At 66.4% G+C, this 19518-nt stretch carries 20 protein-coding genes; 10 read left to right on the forward strand and 10 right to left on the reverse strand.

The features are described from left to right. Positions 1-44: 44 nt before the first annotated feature. A complete protein-coding gene (locus GH2_RS00645) occupies positions 45-809 on the reverse strand; it encodes an NmrA family NAD(P)-binding protein (RefSeq protein WP_066161717.1) in 765 nt (254 codons plus the stop codon). Positions 810-885: 76 nt separating this feature from the next. Further along, positions 886-1467, reverse strand: a complete 582-nt coding sequence (locus GH2_RS00650) for an NADPH-dependent FMN reductase (RefSeq protein ID WP_066161720.1) — start codon at positions 1465-1467, stop codon at positions 886-888. A gap of 92 nt (positions 1468-1559) precedes the next feature. Between GH2_RS00650 and GH2_RS00655 the strand changes: the two genes are divergently transcribed. Next, positions 1560-2021, forward strand: coding sequence for a MarR family winged helix-turn-helix transcriptional regulator (locus GH2_RS00655; protein ID WP_066161723.1), 462 nt, complete (start codon positions 1560-1562; stop codon positions 2019-2021). 45 nt (positions 2022-2066) lie between these two features. Here GH2_RS00655 and GH2_RS00660 read toward each other — a convergent pair whose 3' ends face one another. Then, positions 2067-2384: a hypothetical protein gene (locus tag GH2_RS00660; RefSeq protein WP_066161726.1), complete on the reverse strand. Its 318-nt coding sequence runs from the start codon at positions 2382-2384 to the stop codon at positions 2067-2069. Between the two features lie 536 nt (positions 2385-2920). Here GH2_RS00660 and GH2_RS00670 point away from each other — a divergent pair. Then, on the forward strand, positions 2921-3988 hold the full coding sequence (locus GH2_RS00670; RefSeq protein ID WP_157085952.1) for a phosphotransferase: 1068 nt from the start codon (positions 2921-2923) through the stop codon (positions 3986-3988). Between the two features lie 55 nt (positions 3989-4043). Here GH2_RS00670 and GH2_RS00675 read toward each other — a convergent pair whose 3' ends face one another. Beyond that, positions 4044-4832, reverse strand: a complete 789-nt coding sequence (locus tag GH2_RS00675) for an IclR family transcriptional regulator (protein WP_066161735.1) — start codon at positions 4830-4832, stop codon at positions 4044-4046. Between the two features lie 158 nt (positions 4833-4990). Between GH2_RS00675 and GH2_RS00680 the strand changes: the two genes are divergently transcribed. Further along, complete coding sequence (locus GH2_RS00680) at positions 4991-5752, forward strand: CoA transferase subunit A (protein ID WP_066161738.1); 762 nt, start codon at positions 4991-4993, stop codon at positions 5750-5752. Next, entirely contained in the window at positions 5752-6402 is a 651-nt protein-coding gene (locus tag GH2_RS00685; protein ID WP_066161741.1) for a CoA transferase subunit B, read from the forward strand. The genes GH2_RS00680 and GH2_RS00685 overlap by 1 nt, the downstream gene beginning before the upstream one ends. A gap of 35 nt (positions 6403-6437) precedes the next feature. Here GH2_RS00685 and GH2_RS21935 read toward each other — a convergent pair whose 3' ends face one another. From GH2_RS21935 to GH2_RS00710, 5 genes are all read right to left on the reverse strand, one after another. Beyond that, entirely contained in the window at positions 6438-7031 is a 594-nt protein-coding gene (locus GH2_RS21935) for a hypothetical protein (protein WP_239588499.1), read from the reverse strand. Between the two features lie 149 nt (positions 7032-7180). Next, positions 7181-7606, reverse strand: a complete 426-nt coding sequence (locus GH2_RS00695; protein ID WP_066161743.1) for an Ltp family lipoprotein — start codon at positions 7604-7606, stop codon at positions 7181-7183. A 287-nt stretch (positions 7607-7893) separates the two neighbouring features. After that, entirely contained in the window at positions 7894-8550 is a 657-nt protein-coding gene (locus tag GH2_RS00700) for a response regulator (RefSeq protein ID WP_066161746.1), read from the reverse strand. A 4-nt stretch (positions 8551-8554) separates the two neighbouring features. Continuing rightward, the gene (locus GH2_RS00705; RefSeq protein ID WP_239588500.1) at positions 8555-10228 is read right to left on the reverse strand and encodes an ATP-binding protein; all 1674 of its coding nucleotides are present in this window, start codon (positions 10226-10228) and stop codon (positions 8555-8557) included. Between the two features lie 31 nt (positions 10229-10259). Then, on the reverse strand, positions 10260-11672 hold the full coding sequence (locus tag GH2_RS00710; RefSeq protein ID WP_066161750.1) for a CitMHS family transporter: 1413 nt from the start codon (positions 11670-11672) through the stop codon (positions 10260-10262). Positions 11673-11838: 166 nt separating this feature from the next. Here GH2_RS00710 and GH2_RS00715 point away from each other — a divergent pair, with 166 nt between their 5' ends. The 3 genes from GH2_RS00715 (at position 11839) to ahpF (ending at position 15573) form a co-directional block, all read left to right on the forward strand. After that, entirely contained in the window at positions 11839-13113 is a 1275-nt protein-coding gene (locus GH2_RS00715) for a glutaminase (protein WP_066161753.1), read from the forward strand. 224 nt (positions 13114-13337) lie between these two features. Further along, positions 13338-13901 carry an alkyl hydroperoxide reductase subunit C gene (ahpC, locus tag GH2_RS00720; RefSeq protein ID WP_066161756.1) on the forward strand — a complete coding sequence of 188 codons (564 nt, stop codon included), beginning with the start codon at positions 13338-13340 and terminating at the stop codon, positions 13899-13901. Positions 13902-13989: 88 nt separating this feature from the next. Next, on the forward strand, positions 13990-15573 hold the full coding sequence (gene ahpF / locus GH2_RS00725) for an alkyl hydroperoxide reductase subunit F (RefSeq protein ID WP_066163202.1): 1584 nt from the start codon (positions 13990-13992) through the stop codon (positions 15571-15573). A 61-nt stretch (positions 15574-15634) separates the two neighbouring features. On the opposite strand, the gene GH2_RS00730 is transcribed toward ahpF, so the two are convergent. Next, positions 15635-16246 (reverse strand): helix-turn-helix transcriptional regulator, encoded by a 612-nt coding sequence (locus GH2_RS00730; RefSeq protein WP_066161759.1) that lies wholly within the window; start codon positions 16244-16246, stop codon positions 15635-15637. A 99-nt stretch (positions 16247-16345) separates the two neighbouring features. On the opposite strand from GH2_RS00730, the gene GH2_RS00735 reads away from it, so the two are divergent. The 3 genes from GH2_RS00735 to GH2_RS00745 all read left to right on the forward strand — a co-directional run bounded on the left by GH2_RS00735 (position 16346) and on the right by GH2_RS00745 (position 19472). After that, entirely contained in the window at positions 16346-16627 is a 282-nt protein-coding gene (locus tag GH2_RS00735; protein ID WP_066161762.1) for a DUF2249 domain-containing protein, read from the forward strand. Positions 16628-16810: 183 nt separating this feature from the next. After that, positions 16811-17659 carry a 3-hydroxybutyryl-CoA dehydrogenase gene (locus GH2_RS00740; protein WP_066161766.1) on the forward strand — a complete coding sequence of 283 codons (849 nt, stop codon included), beginning with the start codon at positions 16811-16813 and terminating at the stop codon, positions 17657-17659. A gap of 166 nt (positions 17660-17825) precedes the next feature. Further along, complete coding sequence (locus GH2_RS00745; protein ID WP_066161769.1) at positions 17826-19472, forward strand: ABC-F family ATP-binding cassette domain-containing protein; 1647 nt, start codon at positions 17826-17828, stop codon at positions 19470-19472. Positions 19473-19518 lie beyond the last annotated feature (46 nt).

Genomic DNA, 19518 nt, shown 5'->3' on the forward strand with positions numbered 1-19518 from the left:
AATGCCCGCAACAATCGGCGGGGTGATAGCGGACTATTGCTTCGTCAGTCTGCTGCCGGATTCCAGACTCCGGTTGCCGCCATCGTGGTGATATACGAATCGAGGCTTTTCGGGGGGTGGCCGAGCGCTTCGTTCACACCGTGAGCGACAGCTTCGCGAACGTCGTCGTCAGCGGCGAACACGGCACCGGGATCGCTTGGAGATCCAAGGTCGCTCATGCGATCAACGAACTGCTCGGACGTCACCGGCGTGTACCTGATCGAGCGTCCGAGAATTTGCGAGAATCGTTCGGCCACTTCGAAATAATCGAGGGACTCAGGTCCCGTGACGTCGTAGGCCTTGCCGTGATGACCGGATTCGGTCAAGGCCGCGACGGCGACGTCTGCGATATCGTCGGCGTCGACGAAGGCGAAGGCGGCGTGCCGAAATGGCAGGGTGAGGTTTCCATCGCGCAGCAGTGTCCGGAACCCCATGAAATCGTCGTCGAAGTTCTGAGCGAACCAACTGGGGCGAACAATCGTCCATTCGGTGCCCGCTGACTCAACGGCTTGCTGTTCGGGCGACTCGTCGTAACCATGCGCGGTGAGCAGGACGAGGCGCGATACCCCCGCCGCCGCTGCCTTCGTGGAGAATCGCGCCACTTGATCGGCGGTGTCGGGTGCTCCGATCAGGGGATGGAGTACATAGACGCGATCGATCTCATGGAGTGCGGCGACCCATGTGGATTCGTCAGTCCATGAGAACGGTGGCTCGCCACGACGGGATCCGATGCGCACCGGGACGTGACGCCGCCGGAGCCGCTCGAGCACTCGGCTCCCCGTCGTGCCGTTACTGCCGAGGACCAGTGTCGTCGGGCCCTCTGCGGGAATGCTGGTGTTCACCGGATCAGACCGCCGTCTCGGCGTGCTGTGGCGTGCGGAGTGACGCCAGCGCTCGGGACCACGCGACGACGTCGTCCAGCATCGTCTCCAGGGCTGTCACCTGCACCTCGCGCGGCGTGAGGTCTGTGAAGTCAGTGAAGTCGTCGAAGAGCGAGAGACAGACGGCATCGCGCACCGGTGCGACCCGTAGCTCGCCCAGGACGAGTCGAAGGTGTTCGAGGGCGCGAGCGCCGCCGACCACTCCGTAGCCGACGAATCCGGCCGCCTTGTTCGCCCATTCGGCACTGAGGTAGTCGATCGCGTTCTTCAACACACCGGGAATGCTTCGATTGTACTCGGGAGTGACGAACACGAAGCCGTCGAACCCGGCTATCGCCGCGCTCCAGACCCGGGTGTGATCGTGGGTGTACTGCCCCATCGACGGGGGGAGTGGCTCGTCGTAAATGGGCAGGGTGAAGTCCGCGAGGTCGAGAATTTCGAATTCGGCGTCGTCGCGCGAAGACGCGACTGTGTGCACCCACTGGGCGACTTTCGGACTGATGCGCCCGGGGCGGGTGCTTCCGACGATGATGGCGATGCGAGGCATGGTTGGCCCTTCCGACAGACAACTTGAACCTTCAAGTCATCATGAAAGCACCAAGTAGTTGAAGATTCAAGTCATTGCTAAGATCATGTGTCATGAGTGACGAGTCGCCGTGGTTGAGTCCTGCTGAACTCGCTGTCTGGCTGAAGTTCTCCCACCTGTTGGTTCGTGTGCCGCAGGAGTTGGATGCTCAGTTGCGCCGTGATGCGGGCCTGAACTGGTACGAGTACCTGGCGCTCGCCGGGCTGTCGGAGTCTCCGGGGCGCACCGCTCGGATGAGTGACCTCGCCGTGCTCACAAACGGTTCGCTGTCACGACTCTCGCATGTGGTCAAGCGATTGGAAGATCACGGATGGGTCACCCGAGCGCCGTCGCCGGACGACGGTCGTTACACGAACGCCAGTCTGACCGACGCCGGCTGGGAAAAGATCCAAGAAGCGGCGCCGGAACACGTCGCAACAGTGCGTCGGTTCTTCGTTGATCCCCTGACGAGCGACCAGCTCGCAGACCTCGACCACTGTTGTGAGGCTATGCAGAAGGCGCTTGATGGACCGTAGTGGAGGGGGTGCGAGGGCGAGTGCGCGCACCGGTCGTGTTTTCGATCAATCCGCGATCGCGTCTCGGATCTCGATGTGCGCTTCGTCGGCAGCGCGGCGGCCTGCGCCGTAGCCTTCGCGGTCCGAGATGTTCATCGAGTTCGCCTTGACGTGTGGAACGAGTTCCTCGGTGTACGCTGCGACGTCGTCGTCGCGGGCGGCGAGCACGGGCAGCAACCGTTCGTTGTGCTCGGCGTCGACGCGTGACTCGGTCTCGCTCGACGCCTCGCGCAAGCGTTCGCCGATGCGGATTCCGTAGGCGATGAGGAACGATCGGGTCCGGGAACCGCCGTCGCGATATCGCCGGGACCCCTCGGCGGGCATGGAGCGGTTCGCCTGGAAGCGCAGCGAGGTGCTCAGCAGCTCGACGGAACCGAGGTCCGCGGCGAACCCGATCTAGGTGAGGCCGTCGACTCGGCCTTGGTGAGAAGCCCGCGGACCTTCTGGAGGATGCGGTCGTCGACACTGCGTGCGGCGTCCACGTGCGGATTCCATTCCCCAGGAGCGGGCAAGATGACCGGGAGGGGCGGCAGTGAACCCAGTGCGGCCAGCAGGTCGAGCATCGGATCCAGTGCGTCGTCCCACGTCAGCTGCTGGTCCTGAACCTATGCGCGACATCCCGACGCCTCACGCACCCCGGTCGATGCGAGCCGGCCATGCCGGGGCGACGGTGGTGCTGCTCCCGCGCACGCTGCTTGGCCTTGGCAGCTCGCTTCGCCTGATTGTTCACTCCCATGCGGCCACAGTGCTCGACGCCTCGGACAATGCTCGTCGGGGCCCGGGAACGCGTACGACGAGGCGTGAATCCGCATGCGAAATGTGATTGACACCATATCTAAACACTCTGTATGGTCGTGCTCATGAACGCATCAACTGACCTCCTCATTCGCGATGTCGACGGCATTACAGCCGACTGGATCACTGCCGCCCTCTCCGTCGATCGACCAGGAGTGCGCGTCAGCGGACTCGACGTCGAACGAATCATCTGGGGCTCGGCGACGAAGGTTTTCGTCCGCCTGACGTTCGACGGCGACCCCCAAGGCCTGCCCGACCATCTCTGCATCAAGGGCGGTTTCGACGAACGCAGCCGCGCGTTCGGGCTCGGTAGCGCCTATGAACTCGAAGGAGCCTTCTTCCGCGATCTCTCACCCGAACTGACGGTGGAGCATCCGCGGGGGTTCTACGCGGCGAGTGAGCACGATCAGGGGATCGTCATCATGGAAGACCTCTCGCAGCGCGGGGCGGAGTTCTGCAACGGCGTCGACGTCTGGGGCGTCGATGCGGCGAGTGAAACGCTCGAATTGCTCGCGAGACTCCACGGGGAGACCTGGGGATCCAAGCCGGGCCGGTTCGATTGGCTGCCGGTCGGGGTGGAAGCGGCTCGCCAGGCGTTCCAGGTGATGCTCAGTCCGGAGATGTTCGGACCGCTCACCGAGCGCGAGGAGGTTCCCGATCTCCCCGCTCATATGCGCGACGGCGAGTACGTCCGGGCCGCGTTCGCGAAGCTCTGGGAGTACGACGACGCGTCGACCCACGTCATCAATCACGGCGACGCGCACACCGGTCAGCTCTATCGCCTTCCCGGCGGTCGGACCGCGTACCTCGATTGGCAGACCGCCTGCCTCGCTCCGTGGGCACACGATGTCGCGTACTTCCTCGGTTCAGCCTTGGAGCCCGACGACCGGCGGGATAACGAGCGGGCACTGCTCGCGCACTATCGCGACGCACTCGCGGCGGCCGGTGGGCCGCGGCTGACCGACGACGAGGTGTGGGAGGAGTACCGCCGCCACAGTCTCCACGGCTTCTTCTGGATGTGCGTCCCGACCGTCATGCAGCCGTCGGAGGTGGTCACCGCGATGACCCGTCGCTACGCCGCACAGATCGAGGACCTCGATCCGTTCGCGCTGCTCGGCATGGCCCGCGGATAGTCGCAATTCGCTTTCGTTTCGGCGTCGGCCGACCGCGGTTTCCCTGGGCTGTGGATCAGGGGAACCGCGGAGCCGTCTCGCGGCGTCCGAGACGTCGTGTCAGCTCGTGCGCCTGTTCTAGCAGCAGGCGTCCGAGAAAGTGTCGTCGATCGGGTTGGAATCGGGCCTCGACCCCGGTGAGGCTCAACGCCCACGCGGGACGTCCGTCGGCGTCGAACACGGCCGCACCCATGCCCCAACTCGCCTCGACGAGGAGCGCGGGGTTGGTCGAATAGCCGTCGAGGCGGGTCTTGTCGATCCGAGCACGCAGCGCCGGCTCGGAGTGGACGTCGCCCCATTTCGCGTGCAGGTCGGCGCGGGCCAGGTACTGGTCCACGTCGCGATCGGGGAGATGGCTCAGGATCGCCAATCCCGCCGACGCCACGCCGAGCGGAAAGCGGATGCCTTCGTAGAGGACGTGCGACCGCACCGGGAAACTGCCCTCCTGCGCAGCGATGCACACCGTCTCGTCACCGCGTCTGGCACTCAGGAACGCCGACTCGCCCGACTCGCCCGAAAGGCGATCGAGCACGTCCTGGGCGTCGTCACGGATGTCGTAGGCGGCCGCAGCGGTGGCGCCGAGCAGGTAGAGCTCGGGGCCCAACGACCAGTTGCCGGTCTTGTTGTCCCGATCGACGAGCCCCTCCGACGCCATTGCACTGAGGAGCCGATGAGCGGTCGGACGAGCGAGCCCGGCGTCGGTCGCGAGCGCGGTCGTCGACGCCGCGTCGGACCGTGAGCCGATGGCACGCAAGAGGGCTGCGACGCGTGCGACGCCCTGTCCTGATCTGTCTGAAGCGGTCACGCCAACGACGTTAAGACGTTCATTCAATGAACGCAAGAGCCATTCACTGGTCGTCCATAGAGAGATCATCGCGTCCCTCTTGAATCTCTGACGTGCGGAAAGACACACTCGAACTCGCGACGGAGCGTGTCTGTCTACCGGAGGAAGGGACGAAGGATTTGTCCAGGAAAGTCTGTGCAACGGCGGCCGATGCGGTCGGCGCCATCACCAGCGGGTCAACATTGGCGGTCGGCGGATTCGGCCTGTGCGGCGTCCCTGACGCACTGATCGAGGCGCTGTGCGAGCGTGGCGTCGACCGGTTGGAAGTGTTCTCCAACAACTGCGGCGTCGACGACTACGGACTCGGCCTGCTGCTGCAGGACCGTCGGATCGTCCGCGTCACGGCGTCGTACGTCGGCGAGAACAAGGAGTTCGCTCGCCAGTACCTCGCAGGCGAGCTCGAGGTGGAGTTGGTGCCTCAGGGTACGTTGGCCGAACGTCTGCGTGCGGGCGGCGCCGGAATTCCCGCGTTCTTCACGCCCGCAGGCGTGGGAACGCTCGTCGCCGAGGGCGGTATGCCGTGGCGGTATCGGCCGGACGGTGAGATCGACGTCGCGTCGCCGGTGAAGGAGACGCGCGTGTTTGACGACCGCGAGTACGTGATGGAGCGGGGGATCACCGCCGACTTCGCGCTGGTGCACGCACGGCTCGGCGACACCGAGGGCAACCTCGTCTTCGACAAGACTGCGCAGAACTTCAATCCGCTCGCGGCGATGGCCGGACGCATCACCATCGCGCAGGTGGAGGAACTCGTGGAACCGGGCGTGATCGATCCGGCTGACGTCCACATCCCCGGCGTCTTCGTCCAACACATCGTGGAGAGCGGACCGCAGAACAAGCGGATCGAAAAGCTGACCGTCGCGACCGAAGGAGCCGCATAATGACCGCATCGATCACCCGGGGCTGGACCCGCGATCAGATGGCCCAGCGCGCCGCCGCCGAGATGATCGACGGTGAGTACGTGAACCTCGGCATCGGGCTGCCGACGCTGATTCCGACCTACCTCGACTCGTCGGTGAACGTGGTCCTGCACTCGGAGAACGGGATTCTCGGCACCGGCGGCTACCCGTCCGTCGACACCGTCGACCCGGACCTCATCAACGCGGGCAAGGAGACCGTGACGGTGGAACCCGGCGCCGCGTTCTTCGATTCGGCGCTGTCGTTCGGCATGATCCGCGGCGGCCACATCGACACCGCGGTCCTCGGCGGCATGCAGGTGTCGGCGACGGGCGACCTCGCGAACTGGATGGTGCCCGGCAAGATGGTCAAGGGCATGGGCGGCGCGATGGACCTGGTTCACGGTGCATCCCGCGTGATCGTCGTCATGGAGCACACGGACCGTTCCGGATCGTCGAAGGTGGTGCCTGCCTGCACCCTTCCGTTGACCGGTCGCAAGGTGGTCAACCGGATCATCACCGATCTCGCGGTCATCGACGTGACCGACGCAGGGCTCGTCCTTCGTGAACTGGCGCCCGGCGTGAGCGTCGACGACGTGCGCGCCGCCACCGAAGCGGACCTGACGGTGGCGTGACCTCGGAGGAGGTGGGGCGGATCAGATCTGCGCGTTCATCCTGCGAAGTCCCGCTTCCCGTGGAGAAAGGGTGATCCTGGCGCGGGGGCGTGAAAACTGGAGAACCCGCGAATTCCGGCTACGCCGTCGAGCATGAACCCGCCGCGGACCACGTCGTCGTGCGCCGCGGCAAGCAGGACTGTGGCATCGGCCAGTGCCGGATCGTCGAATGTGTGGACCTGCCAGGTACTTCCGGGCGTGAACGGATCGATCGACGTCTCGTGGATGAGATCGCCCAGCCAGGCGCGGTGGGTGCGTCCGTCGGCTCCGGCGTAATCGACGATGATTCTTCTGGCCGCATGCTCGTAGGGATGGTCGGCGTCTTGGATGCCGCGGACCTCCCGCACCTGGGCGGTTCGTGGCGTCATGTCCAACGAGGGGAGTCGCGCGTGTTCGATCGCGTGAGTCCGGCCGAACAGGCAGGCGGCTGCGATCGCGACGATGCCTATCACCAGGAGGGCGCCGCGCGCAGCGCCATCGACCGGGAGCGAGAGGACCGCCCAGGCGAACAGCGCAGAGCCGACCGTGAACGCACCGATCCATGTTCCACCGTCGGTCCAGACCCAATTGCGTTTTGTACCTTGGCTCATGGCGCAATCCTCACCTTGTGCGTCGGCGCGACAGCGAGAACGGTTCATGAACCGCGTCGCGAGTCAGTCTCGCGGAATATACCCGAGCGTGTGACGCAGGAGCGCAGATTCGGTCGGCATGGGTGGTCTCGGCACCGCGTCGACCGGGGTCAGAACTGGCTTGCGGCCCCTGCGGCAGCCTGGGTCTGGGAGAACCCCTCGTAGACGAGTTGCTCGGCGAGTCCCTGCTGGGAGAACGCGGAGATGCTCATGTACTCGGCCGCTTTCTTCTTGGCCTGCTCGGTCCAATCGGTGCTGAGGTAGTCGACGCCGACGGTGGCATCGCCGGTGCTGAACCCTTCGTACTCCAACTGCTCGATCAGCCCACTTCGTGAGAATGCGGAGATCGCAAGATACTCGCGAGCTTTCGCGACTGCGTTGCGCTCCGACGCGGTGAGGCTTTGGCCGGTGGTCGCCGGAGTCGTTCGAGCGGCCGGGGTATTCGAGGTCGTTGTCGGCGGCTCGTCATCGATCGTCGAGGTGGCGGTCATCGTGGCCGACTCGGCTGTCGCGGTTGTCGTTTCGGTGACCGTCATGGTGACGGGTGTCGGTGCGCTTGCGGTCTCACTAGGAGTCTCGTCGGATCCACATCCAGTGAGGACACTTGCGCCGAGGACGCAAACGGCGCCGATGATTATGACAGTGCGCGATGGGTGCACGGACTCTCGCTTTCCGTCGGCGTCGCGAACGGGGTCTGTTCTCCGACGGACGGCCGAGCAGTTCGTGGTGTGGTGGATACTGCCGAATGTACGAGGAAATCAGGTGCGTTTCAGGTGGTTTGGACTGTTCTGCGCAGGGTTGGGCCGATCAGTGGACACGGGGCTCAAGCCAGCCGATACTCCTGGCGCGGGCGACCGGTGCCGCCGTACTGCAGGGTCATCCGCAGTTTGCCTGCCGTGGTCAGATGCGCCAGATGGCGTCGAGCCGTGGGCGCTGCGACACCCACCTGCTCGGCGACCTCGTCGGCGAACAGCACCACGTCCGGATCGGTGAACAACTCGAGGATCCGGGTGGCCGTCGGCGACGACGCATCGCCGCGATCGCGGCCGCCTTGCGCGAAGCGCATCGCGCCCAACGCCTCGTCGACCCGCTGCTGGTCCACATCGGGCTCGGCGAGGAGTCTGCGATAGTGCGCGTAGCCGGCGAGTCGGCGGGCGAGTTCGGTGTCGTCGAACGGTTTGATCAAGTAGGTCAACGCGCCCGAGCGCATCGCGCGACGGATCGCGTCGCCGCCGGATTCGGCGCCGACGACGAAGCTGTCACAGCCGAGCTCGGACACCAGATCGATTCCGGATCCGTCGGGCAGATACACGTCGAGCAGGGCGAGGTCGACAGCGCCGTCGGCGGCGGCTTCGCGGGCGGCCGCACAGCTGCCGACCTGCGCTTCGACGCGGAACCCGCGCAAGGCCGTGACGATCGAGGCGTGCAGTTGCGCCACGCGGAAGTCGTCGTCGACGATCAAGACTCGGATCTCGTCCATCGCCTCACTCACTGCCTTCCCGCTCCTTCACAGTCTGCCGCATCTCGGCGACGAAGACGGCCCCGCCCAGGTCCGACGACGCGCCGCCGGGATGGGCGACGCGCACGTCGCCGCCACCTCGACGACACAGCTGCCGGGCGAGCGTCAGTCCCATGCCGCGACCGCCCGGGACCGCCGCACCGTCCTTCGACGTCATCCCGTCGAGGAAGACGTCATCGGGGCGCTCGAAGACGATGCCCGCGCCGGAATCGGCGACCGTCACCCACAGAGTCTCACCGTCGACGACGAGTTCGACGTCGACCCGACCGTCCGGTGCACTCGCATCCGGCGCCGCAGCGTCGAGCGCGTTGTCGAGCAGATTGCCGACCACGGTGGTGACGGCCACCGGATCGGTGAGCGAGCCGTCGACCCAGGTCTGCGGACCGAGCGTGAGCTGGACGCGTCGTTCCCGGGCCAACGTGGCCTTCGCATCGAGAAACGCTTCCAGGTGCGGCTCATGCACATTGCTCAATCCGACCAGACTCCCGCGCCCGCGAAGGCCTGCGATCTCCGTCAGGTAATCGACCGCCTCGTCGACGTGGTTCCGGCGCAACAGCCCGGCGAGGACGTGGAAGCGGTTCGCGGTCTCGTGCCGCTGTGCTCGTAAGGCCTCGCTCATCGCACGGACGGAACCGAGCTCCTGAGTCAGAGCTTCGACGTCGGTGCGGTCGATGGCCGACAGCAGCATGCCCAGATCGCGGCCGTCGGCCTCGATCCGGCGCGACGACGCCAGCACGATGCGATCGCCGACGGTCGCCGAGACCAGGGAGTGCTCCTCGTCGTCGAGGAGTCGGCGCAGGCGTTCGGGGAGACCCAACTCGTCGGCGCGGGCACCCAGCGGGGCGTCCACACCGAGGAGCAGACGCGCTCGATCGTTGATCGTCTTCAGACGACCGTGCCGGTCGACGGCAAGGACCCCGTCAGCCAGCGCGTGCAGGACCGCGCGCTGCTGACCGACCAGATCGACGAGCTCGTCGGGCTGCAGTCCCAGCGTCAGACGCCGCCACCGTCGCGCGAGGAGCGCGGAGCCGAGCACACCGACGGCGAGCGCGACGCCGGCCAATCCGAGCACGATCCGGATGTCGCGTCGCGTGGCGGCCCGCACCCGTTCGGTGGAGATGCCGGTGCTGACGAAGCCGATCACGGTCCCGTCGACGTCGCGGACCGCGGCCTTGCCGCGGACCGACTGGCCGAGCGTGCCCCGATCGGTGTCGAGGACGTCCTCGCCGTGCAGCACATCGGTGGCGTCGGTCGACACATGTTCTCCGAGCCGTTCCAGATCGGGGTGGGCGACGCGGATGCCGTCCCGGTTGGCGATGACCACGAACAGCACTCCGGTGCTCTGTGCCACCGCCACGGCCTCGCGCTGGAGGGTGCCCGAGCGCAGGGCGGCGGCGTCGAGATGGGGGCCCTGCAAGCCCGCCAGGAGCACCCGGACGTCGGGATCGTCGGCCACGGTCTGCGAGATCGCCAGTGCCCGCTTCGCGTACTCGTCACGCAGGCTGTCGTCGACGGTGCTGATGTGCCATCCGAATCCGACGCCGAGACTGACAGTCAGGACGACGATCTGAAGGATCAGCACCCGTGATCCCAACGACAAGCGCCCGGTCCGTCGGACCGGGCGCAAGGCGGTGAACATGGATGTCAGCGTAGGTGGTTGGTGCAGGCGATCAGAACGGAATCGCGCCGATGAGTGCTCCGACACCGAGCATCGTCACCGAGACCACGGCGGCCCGCCACAGCACCTTCTTGTGGTGATCGGCCAGCGGCACGGCCGCCAGCGCGACCAGGAGCAGGATCGCCGGAACCAGCGGACTCTGCATGTGCACCGGCTGACCGGTGATCGAGGCGCGGGCGATCTCCGACGGATCGATGCCGTACTTGGACGCGGTCTCCGACAGGACCGGCAGCACGCCGAAGTAGAAGGCGTCGTTGCTCATCAGGAAGGTCAACGGAATCGACAGCAGACCGGTGACGATCGCCAGGTGCGGACCCATCCAGTCCGGGATGGCGCCGGTCAGCCAGTGTGCGAGCGCATCGACCATGCCGGTGCCGGTGAAGACTCCGGTCAGCACCGCGGCGGCGAGCACCATGGCGACCACCGAGACGATCGACGACGAGTGCCGGGTGATCGCTGCCTGCTGCTCCTTCACGTGCGGGAAGTTGATCACCAAGGCCAGACCCGCAGCGATCATGAACAGGACCGGGATGGCGACGACGTTGGCGCCGAGGACGGCGAGCAGCGCGACGGTCAGTGCAGCGTTGACCCAGAGCAGGCGAGGGCGGAGCGTCGCGCGGTTCGGATCGAGCACACCCGAGAAGGCTTCGCCCTCGAGCGCGTCGTCGGAGCCGCCGCCGGTGGAGCCGCCGTGCGACGGACGGTCGTTGCCGGACTCGTTGTTCGACGACCCGCCGCCGGAGGAGTAGCGGGCGCCTGCGCCGACCAGAATGGACTCACGGACCTCAATGCGGCCGATCCGGCGTCGTTCCAGCACGCCCAGGTGGTAGGAGAAGGCCAGCACCACCAGCATGCCCGCGATCAGCGACGGCACCATCGGCACGAACACGTCGGCGGCATCGACGTTCAGCGCGGCGGCGGCACGGGCGGTGGGACCGCCCCATGGGAGGATGTTCATCGTGCCGTTGGCCAGGCCCGCGGTCACCGTCAACACGACGGGGCTGACGCCGAGTTTCAGATAGAGGGGGAGCAGCGCGGAGGTGACGATGATGAAGGTCGTCGAACCGTCGCCGTCGAGCGAGACCACGGAGGCCAGGACCGCGGTGCCGACGACGAGCCGAGCGGGGTCGTTGCGGACCAGTCGGACCACGCGGTGAACGATCGGATCGAACAAGCCGACGTCGATCATGATCCCGAAGAACACGATCGCGAAGAACAGCATCGCGGCCGTGGGCGCGAGTTCCTTGATGCCGTCGGTGATCATGTCGCTCAGCCCCAGTCCGGCGCCGGCGAACAAGCCGAACGCCGTCGGAACCAAGATGAGCGCGACAACCGGAGTCGCACGCTTGGTCATGATCAGGTACATGAACGTGGCCACCATCCCCAGGCCGAGGGCTACCAGCATCGTCGTCTCGATTCTCGTGTCTGTTCCGCATCAGGTGATGTGGACTTCAGAATCAGTTTCTGAGTAATCGTCGTCACAGTCACTCTTGTGCTCGTAAGTCGCGTTCTGATCGTTTTGCTCACCGAGCGGCGGGCAGCGCGAACAGGTACCACGTACGCTGCGCGATGTGCGCTCTCCAATTCCTGATTACCTTGCCGAAGCCCTGAGCTCGGTCGAAGCCGACCAGTCCGGGGCCACGGCCGACTACATTCCCGAGTTGGCGAGCGCCGACCCGAACCGGCTCGCGGCCGCGCTCTGCACCGAGGACGGGCGGCTGTACTCGCAGGGCGACGTCGACGCGGCGTTCAGCATCCAGTCGATCTCGAAGCCCTTCGTGTACGCGCTCGCGTTGGCAGATCGCGGCTTCGACGAGGTGCTCGCGAAAGTGAGTGTGGAACCGAGCGGGGACGCCTTCAACGACCTTTCGCTGGAGCCGGAGACCGGTCGGCCGCTCAACCCGATGATCAATGCCGGTGCGATCACCACGCATACGCTCGCCGGTCCACGCGGGGCCACACCGCAGGAGCGCGGCGACCGGATCATCGACGGGCTCAGCGCCTTCGCCGGCCGTCGTTTGGAGGTCGACGACGCGGTCTTCTCCTCGGAGATCTCGACGGCCTACCGCAATCGAGCACTCGCGAATCTGTTGCGCGCCAACGACATCATCGAGGAGGACCCGCTGGTTGCGGTCAGCGGCTACACGCGTCAGTGCTCGCTGCTGGTCACGGTGGAGGACCTCGCGCTGATGGCGGCGACGCTCGCGAACCGGGGCGTCAACCCGCGGACCGGACGGCCGGTCGTCCCTGCGGCCGTGGTGCGTCAGACGCTGAGCGTGATGGCCACCTGCGGGATGTACGACGGTGCCGGCGACTGGATGACGCGGGTCGGCATCCCCGCGAAGAGTGGAGTCGCCGGTGGGCTCATCGGCGCCCTTCCCGGGCAGGCCGGGATCGCGACGTTCTCGCCACGACTGGACGTCCGCGGCAACAGCGTCCGAGGCGTTGCGCTGTTCGAACGGTTCACCTCGGACATGGGCATGCATTTGATGGAGGTGCCGCCGCCCGGACCGTCGGTGGTGCGCAGTCGTCGGGTCTTCGGTCATGGCCGGTTGGCGGTGGAGGTGGTCTCGCTCCAGGGCTCCATCCGGTTCGCCGGGGCCGAACGCGTGCTCCGTGACCTCGAAGAGACGCCGCCGACGCAGAAGCGGTTCGCGATCAGCCTGATCCGGGTCGGCTCGATCGGCGACGTCGCCCGACGCATGCTGCTGGAGGCGATTGCGCGCCTCACGCTCGACGGTCACGACCTCTATCTGATCGACCCCGACGGCGTGCTTCCCGACCCGGATCCCGGTGATGGCGGGCGGGTCACTGTGGTCGGGCGACGCGAGGACATAGTCGGCTGATCCCACCGGTCCGCCGGTCTTCGACAGATGCCGAAACCCGTTGCGGCGCAGTGCTGCCGGGTGTGTCGATTATCACTCGACGGGTACTTCGACGTGGATATCGAGACTGCCTGCACTGATAGGTGAACCCAATTGTTGAAGTAAGACACATTGATTGGACCGATCAATCAATCCGACCTACTGTCAGGTTGTCTCAATCGATACCCCGACGAAAGAGGAAGTACATGTCGCTCATCAACAAGCAGATCAAGCCCTTCAAGGCCGAGGCCTTCAAGGACGGCAACTTCGTCACCGTCTCGGACGAGGACATCAAGGGCAAGTGGGCAGTGTTCTACTTCTACCCGGCCGACTTCACCTTCGTCTGCCCGACTGAGCTCGGCGACCTCGCCGACCACTACGACGAGCTGCAGCGCCTGGGCGTCGAGGTCTTCTCGGTCTCGACCGACACGCACTTCACGCACAAGGCATGGCACGGCTCGTCGGACACCATCAACAAGATCAAGTACGCCATGATCGGTGACCCGACCCTGCAGATCAGCACCGACTTCGAGGTTCTCCGCGAGAACCAGGGCCTGGCCGACCGCGGCACCTTCCTGGTGGACCCGGACGGCGTCGTTCAGTTCACCGAGGTCACCGCAGAGGGCATCGGCCGCAACGCTTCTGAGCTCGTGCGCAAGGTCAAGGCCGCGCAGTACGTGCGCTCGCACCCGGGCGAGGTCTGCCCGGCCAAGTGGGAAGAGGGCGAAGACACCCTCGCGCCGTCGCTGGAGCTCGTCGGCAAGATCTGACGCTCGCGCGCGGGCGGTGGTGCGGGACGTCCCGCACCACCGCTTCGCTGCCGCCCGCATCGACAACTTCTGGAAGGAACGGAAAACCATGCTCGACACCGCGCTCGCAAACCAATTGAAGTCCCTGCTCGAGAACGTCACGCAGCCGATCGAGCTGGTCTCCACCCTCGACGACGGCGCCAAGTCCGTTGAACTCGGCGACCTGCTCGACGAGATCGCGGGCATGTCCGCGCTGATCACCCACGACCGCAGCGGCGCCGACGCGCGCACGCCGTCGTTCGAGATCCGCCGCACCGGCACCGACATCCGCGTGCAGTTCGCAGGCATCCCGCTGGGTCACGAGTTCTCCTCGCTGGTCCTGGCGTTGCTGCAGGTCGGCGGACACCCGTCGAAGGAGGCCGCAGACCTGCTTCAGCAGGTGCGCGACCTCGACGGCGACTTCCACTTCGAGACGTACTTCTCGCTGTCGTGCCAGAACTGCCCCGACGTGGTGCAGGCGCTGAACCTGATGGCAGTCCTGAACCCGCGGATCTCGCACACCGCCATCGACGGTTCGCTGTTCCAGGACGAGGTGGACGCCCGCCAGGTGATGGCGGTGCCGACCGTGTACGTCAACGGTGAGCTCTTCGACTCCGGTCGCATGAGCCTCGAGCAGATCGTCGGCAAGATCGACACCGGCGCCGCCGATCGTGCCGCAGCGACCATCGATGAGAAGGACCCCTTCGACGTCCTCGTCGTCGGCGGCGGCCCGGCCGGTGCGACGGCCGCGATCTACGCGGCCCGCAAGGGAATCCGGACCGGCGTCGTGGCGGAGCGGTTCGGTGGGCAGGTGCTCGACACCATGGCCATCGAGAACTTCACCTCCGTGAGCCACACCGAGGGGCCCAAGTTCGCCGCTCAGCTCGAGTCGCATGTCCGCGACTACGAGGTCGACATCATGAACGTGCAGAACGCCTCGCGCCTGTCGATCGACGCCGAGACCGGCCTCGTCGACGTTGCCCTCGCGAGCGGCGCGACGCTGCAGTCGCGGACGGTCGTCCTGTCCACCGGCGCACGGTGGCGTGCGATGGACGTGCCCGGCGAGGCCGAGTATCGGAACAAGGGCGTCACGTATTGCCCGCACTGCGACGGCCCGCTCTTCAAGGGCAAGCGTGTCGCAGTGATCGGCGGTGGCAACTCCGGCGTCGAAGCCGCGATCGACCTCGCGGGTGTGGTCTCGCACGTCACCCTCATCGAGTTCGATTCGAAGCTGCGCGCCGACGACGTCCTTCAGCGCAAGCTTCGCAGCCTGCCCAATGTCGACATTCTCGTCGACGCCATGACCACCGAGGTCCGCGGCGACGGCGGCAAGGTGACCGGGCTGGTGTACAAGGATCGGACCGACGGCGACGAGCATGAGCTCGCACTGGAAGGCGTCTTCGTCCAGATCGGTCTGCTGCCGAACACCGAATGGCTCGAGGGTGCGGTGGAGCTGAGCGCCCGCGGCGAGATCGTCGTCGACGATCACGGCCGCACCTCGATGCCGGGCGTCTTCGCGGCCGGCGATTGCACGACGACCCCGTTCAAGCAGATCATCGTGTCTGCCGGTGCCGGTGCGACCGCTGCGCTGAGCGCGTTCGACCACCTCATCCGCACCGATGTTCCCGCGGTCGAGGTCGGCGCGTCGGCCTGACGTCCTCGCTGAACGCAACAGAGCCCTCCGACTTTCGAGTCGGAGGGCTCTTTGCGTGGTGTCAGTCGGATTCTGCGGTCATGCGCACCGTGCAGGTGGTGGCCGAGGTGAACGGCAGCAGTGAGACGGTGCCGCCGTCGCGCGTGGCCAGCCCGTCGAGCATCCCGGCGTGGAGGGCGCAGATGAGGCCCTGGTGAGAGTCGACGAGCTCGCGGAAGGGGCAGTTCCGCAGCTCGATCGCGGATTCGCGCAAGTCCGGCTCAAACCCGAGTTCGTTCAGAACCAGGGGAGTCAGTGCCGCGTCGTTGCGCTCGGCGGCTAGCCGAGCTCCCCAGTCGCGACCGGCTGAACGCGCCGCCGCCGCGGGGTCGTCACTGCTGCTCGCCAGGTGTTCGACCAGGACTTCGGCCAGCACTTCATAGTTGCGATGGCCGATGCGGGCGCCGCGGGCGGTGGCGGAGTAGACGGTCAACGGTCGTCCGCGGCCTCCGTCGGTACGACCGCGCTGCACGATCAGCCCGGCGTCGCGGAGTGCGGCGGCGTGCAGTCGTACCGAGTTCGGATGCAGGCCGAGGGTCGTGGCGAGGTCGTCGACGCTCGGCGGCGTCGATGCAGCGCGAATGGCGGCGAGCAGCTTCCCGCGGGTTCCGTCGACGCTGATCTCCGTCCCCATGAGTGTGCTCCTTCTCGCGGTTGGATTAGTCGTCCCGGCTATTTTCTCACAATCAGATTGTGATCTAATGAGGCGCACCGACTATGGAAGGACTTCACCATGCAGGAACTGCCCATCACCGAGGCTGCCTCCACCTGTACCTGCGAAGAGGAGCACGGCCTCCCCGAACTGGATGCCAGCGCCATTCCGCACGCGATCCGTCATGGTGCGGTCATCGGCGCCTTCCAGCAGGTCCGACCCGGTGCGGCGATGGTGCTCGTCGCGCCGCACGACCCCAAGCCGTTGCTCGGACAGCTGGTGCAGATCGAGGGCGACGCCATCGAGATCAGCTACGTGCAGCAGGGTCCCGACGCGTGGAAGATCCGCCTCGGACGCAAGTGAACGAGGCTCGGCCGCAAGTGAACTCAGTGCGGCGGCGTGATTCGATCTCGGCATCGAGCGCGCCGCCGTTTGCGTCCCCGCAGGCCGCCCACCCGGTTGCACCCGCGCGTCCGGCTACTACGCTTGCCGTCGAAGACTGTTCATTCGGTCGTCGAGCACGGCGGCCCAGCGTTGGGAGTTCATGTGAATCTGATCGGCGTGATCGGCGGCGGCACCATGGGAGCGGGCATCGCTGAGGTATGTGCCAAGGCAGGCAGCGACGTCCTGGTCTTGGAGACCACGCGGGAGTTCGCCGACGCGGCCGCCGCGCGGATCGAGAAGTCGATCAGCCGCGGCGTGACCAAGGGCAAGATCTCGCAGGAGGACGCCGACGCGGCCATCGCACGCGTGAAGGTCACGCTCGACGTCAACGAGTTCGCGGACCGCGAGTTGGTGGTTGAGGCGGCGCCCGAGGTCGAGGCGATCAAACACGACATCTTCGCCAAACTCGACGCCGTCGTGAAGCCCGAGGCCATCCTCGCGACCAACACCTCGTCGATCCCGATCATCAAGATCGCGGCGGCCAGCCAGCACCCCGAGCGCGTGGTCGGCGTCCACTTCTTCAACCCGGTGCCGGTGATGCCGCTCGTCGAGATCATCTCCGCACTCACCACCGCGCCGGAGACCGCTGAGTCCGTCACCGACTACGCCAAGAACGTCCTCGGCAAGACCACCGTCCAGTGCGGTGACCGCTCGGGCTTCATCGTCAACGCACTCCTGATCCCGTACCTGTGCCAGGCCATTCGCATGTACGACTCCGGCTACGCCAGCGCCGAGGACATCGACGCCGCGATGAAGGGCGGCTGCGGTTACCCGATGGGTCCGCTGACCCTCTGCGACACCGTCGGCCTCGACATCTGCCTCGCTGCGGCCGAGTCGCTGTACGCCGAGTTCGCCGAGCCGCACTTCGCGCCGCCGGCCCTGCTGCGTCGGATGGTCGACGCCGGCCGCCTGGGCCGCAAGAGCGGCCGCGGGTTCTACGACTACAACTGACGGCGTCTTAGCGCTGCTACCGGATAGGATTCCCCGCTCGGCGACGGCATGTCTGTTTGACGATATGGCGGCACTGAGCGGGGAATTCTGTCCGATCGGCTGCTGACCCGCCGGCATCCAGACCCGCCCATGCGGTCTCGGTCGGTCCGAGTGCGACCATGGACGCATGACCGCAACCCTTGTCGCCAAGAACGTCTCCGGCGGCTACGCGCATCGCGTCCTGTTCGACGATCTGGATCTGACGGTGGCGCCGGGCGATGTGATCGGCGTCGTCGGCGCCAACGGCGCGGGCAAGTCGACGCTGTTGCGGGTGCTGGCCGGTGAGCTGGCACCGCTGAGCGGAACCGTCACGCGGTCGCCGTCCGACGCCTTCGTCGGCTGGCTGCCGCAGGAGCACGAGCGAGTCGCGGGCGAGACGGTGGGACAGTACGTCGCACGTCGCACCGGGTGCGCGGCGGCGACGGCCGCGATGGAGGCGGCCGCAGAACTGCTGGCCGACTCGGGCGACGGCGCCGATGCCTACTCCGCTGCGCTCGACCACTGGTTGGCGACCGGGGCGCCGGACCTGGACGAACGACTACCGGCGGTGCTGGCCGACCTCGGCCTCGACACCGGCGACACGTCGCCCGAATCTCAACTGATGACCGGACTCTCCGGCGGACAGGCGGCCCGGGTGGGCCTGGCCGCATTGCTGTGCTCACGCTTCGACATCGTGCTGCTCGACGAACCGACCAACGACCTCGACCTGGACGGACTGGCGAGATTGGAGGAGGTCGTCACGGGCATGCGCGGCGGCGTCGTCCTCGTCAGTCACGACCGGGAGTTCCTGGCGCGCAGCGTCACTCGGGTGCTGGAACTCGACCTCGCGCAGCACACCAACACCGTGTACGGCGGTGGATACGAGAGCTACCTCGACGAGCGTGAGGTAGCACGACGGCACCGGCGCGAGGAGTACGAGGAGTACGCCGAGCGCAAGGCCGACCTCGTCGCCCGCGCCCGCGTGCAGCGCGAATGGTCCAGCCAGGGCGTGCGCAATGCGATGAAGAAGAATCCCGACAACGACAAGGTGCGTCGGAAGGCGGCGTCGGAGTCGAGCGAGAAACAGGCACAGAAGGTGCGCCAGATGGAGAGTCGGATCGCCCGACTGGAAGAGGTCGTCGAGCCGCGCAAGGAGTGGGTTCTCGAGTTCACGATCGGTGCGGCGCCGCGATCGAGTTCCGTGGTCGCGACCCTCAACGACGCTGCGCTGCAGCAGGGCGATTTCCACTTCGGGCCGGTCTCGGTGCAGGTCAATGCGGGGGAGCGGATCGGCATCACCGGACCGAACGGCGCGGGGAAGTCGACGTTGCTCCGGCTGCTGCTCGGGCATACGTCACCGGATTCGGGTACCGCGCACCTCGGGGCGAACGTCGCCATCGGTGAGATCGATCAAGCACGCGGACTGTTCGCCGGGCCGGAACCGCTCGCCGATCGGTTTGAGGAATTGGTGCCGGAGTTCACCACCGAAGAGGTCCGCACCCTGCTTGCGAAGTTCGGTCTGCGCGCCGACCACGTCGGTCGTGCCACGCGCGACCTCTCGCCGGGTGAGCGCACGCGCGCGGCGCTGGCGCTGCTGCAGGCCCGCGGTGTCAACGTCCTCGTCCTCGACGAGCCCACCAACCACCTCGACCTTCCCGCGATCGAACAATTGGAGCAGGCCCTCGAGTCCTACGACGGTGCGCTCCTCCTCGTCACGCACGACCGCCGGATGCTCGAGAACGTCAACGTCGATCGTCGCTGGCACGTCGAGCGCGGCGTCGTCACTGAGCGCTGAGGCAGACAAGATCGGCCGACGCCCGCGGGCGTCGGCCGATCGTCGT

The sequence above is a fragment of the Gordonia hydrophobica NBRC 16057 genome (assembly GCF_001592365.1).
Classification (GTDB): Bacteria; Actinomycetota; Actinomycetes; order Mycobacteriales; family Mycobacteriaceae; genus Gordonia; species Gordonia hydrophobica.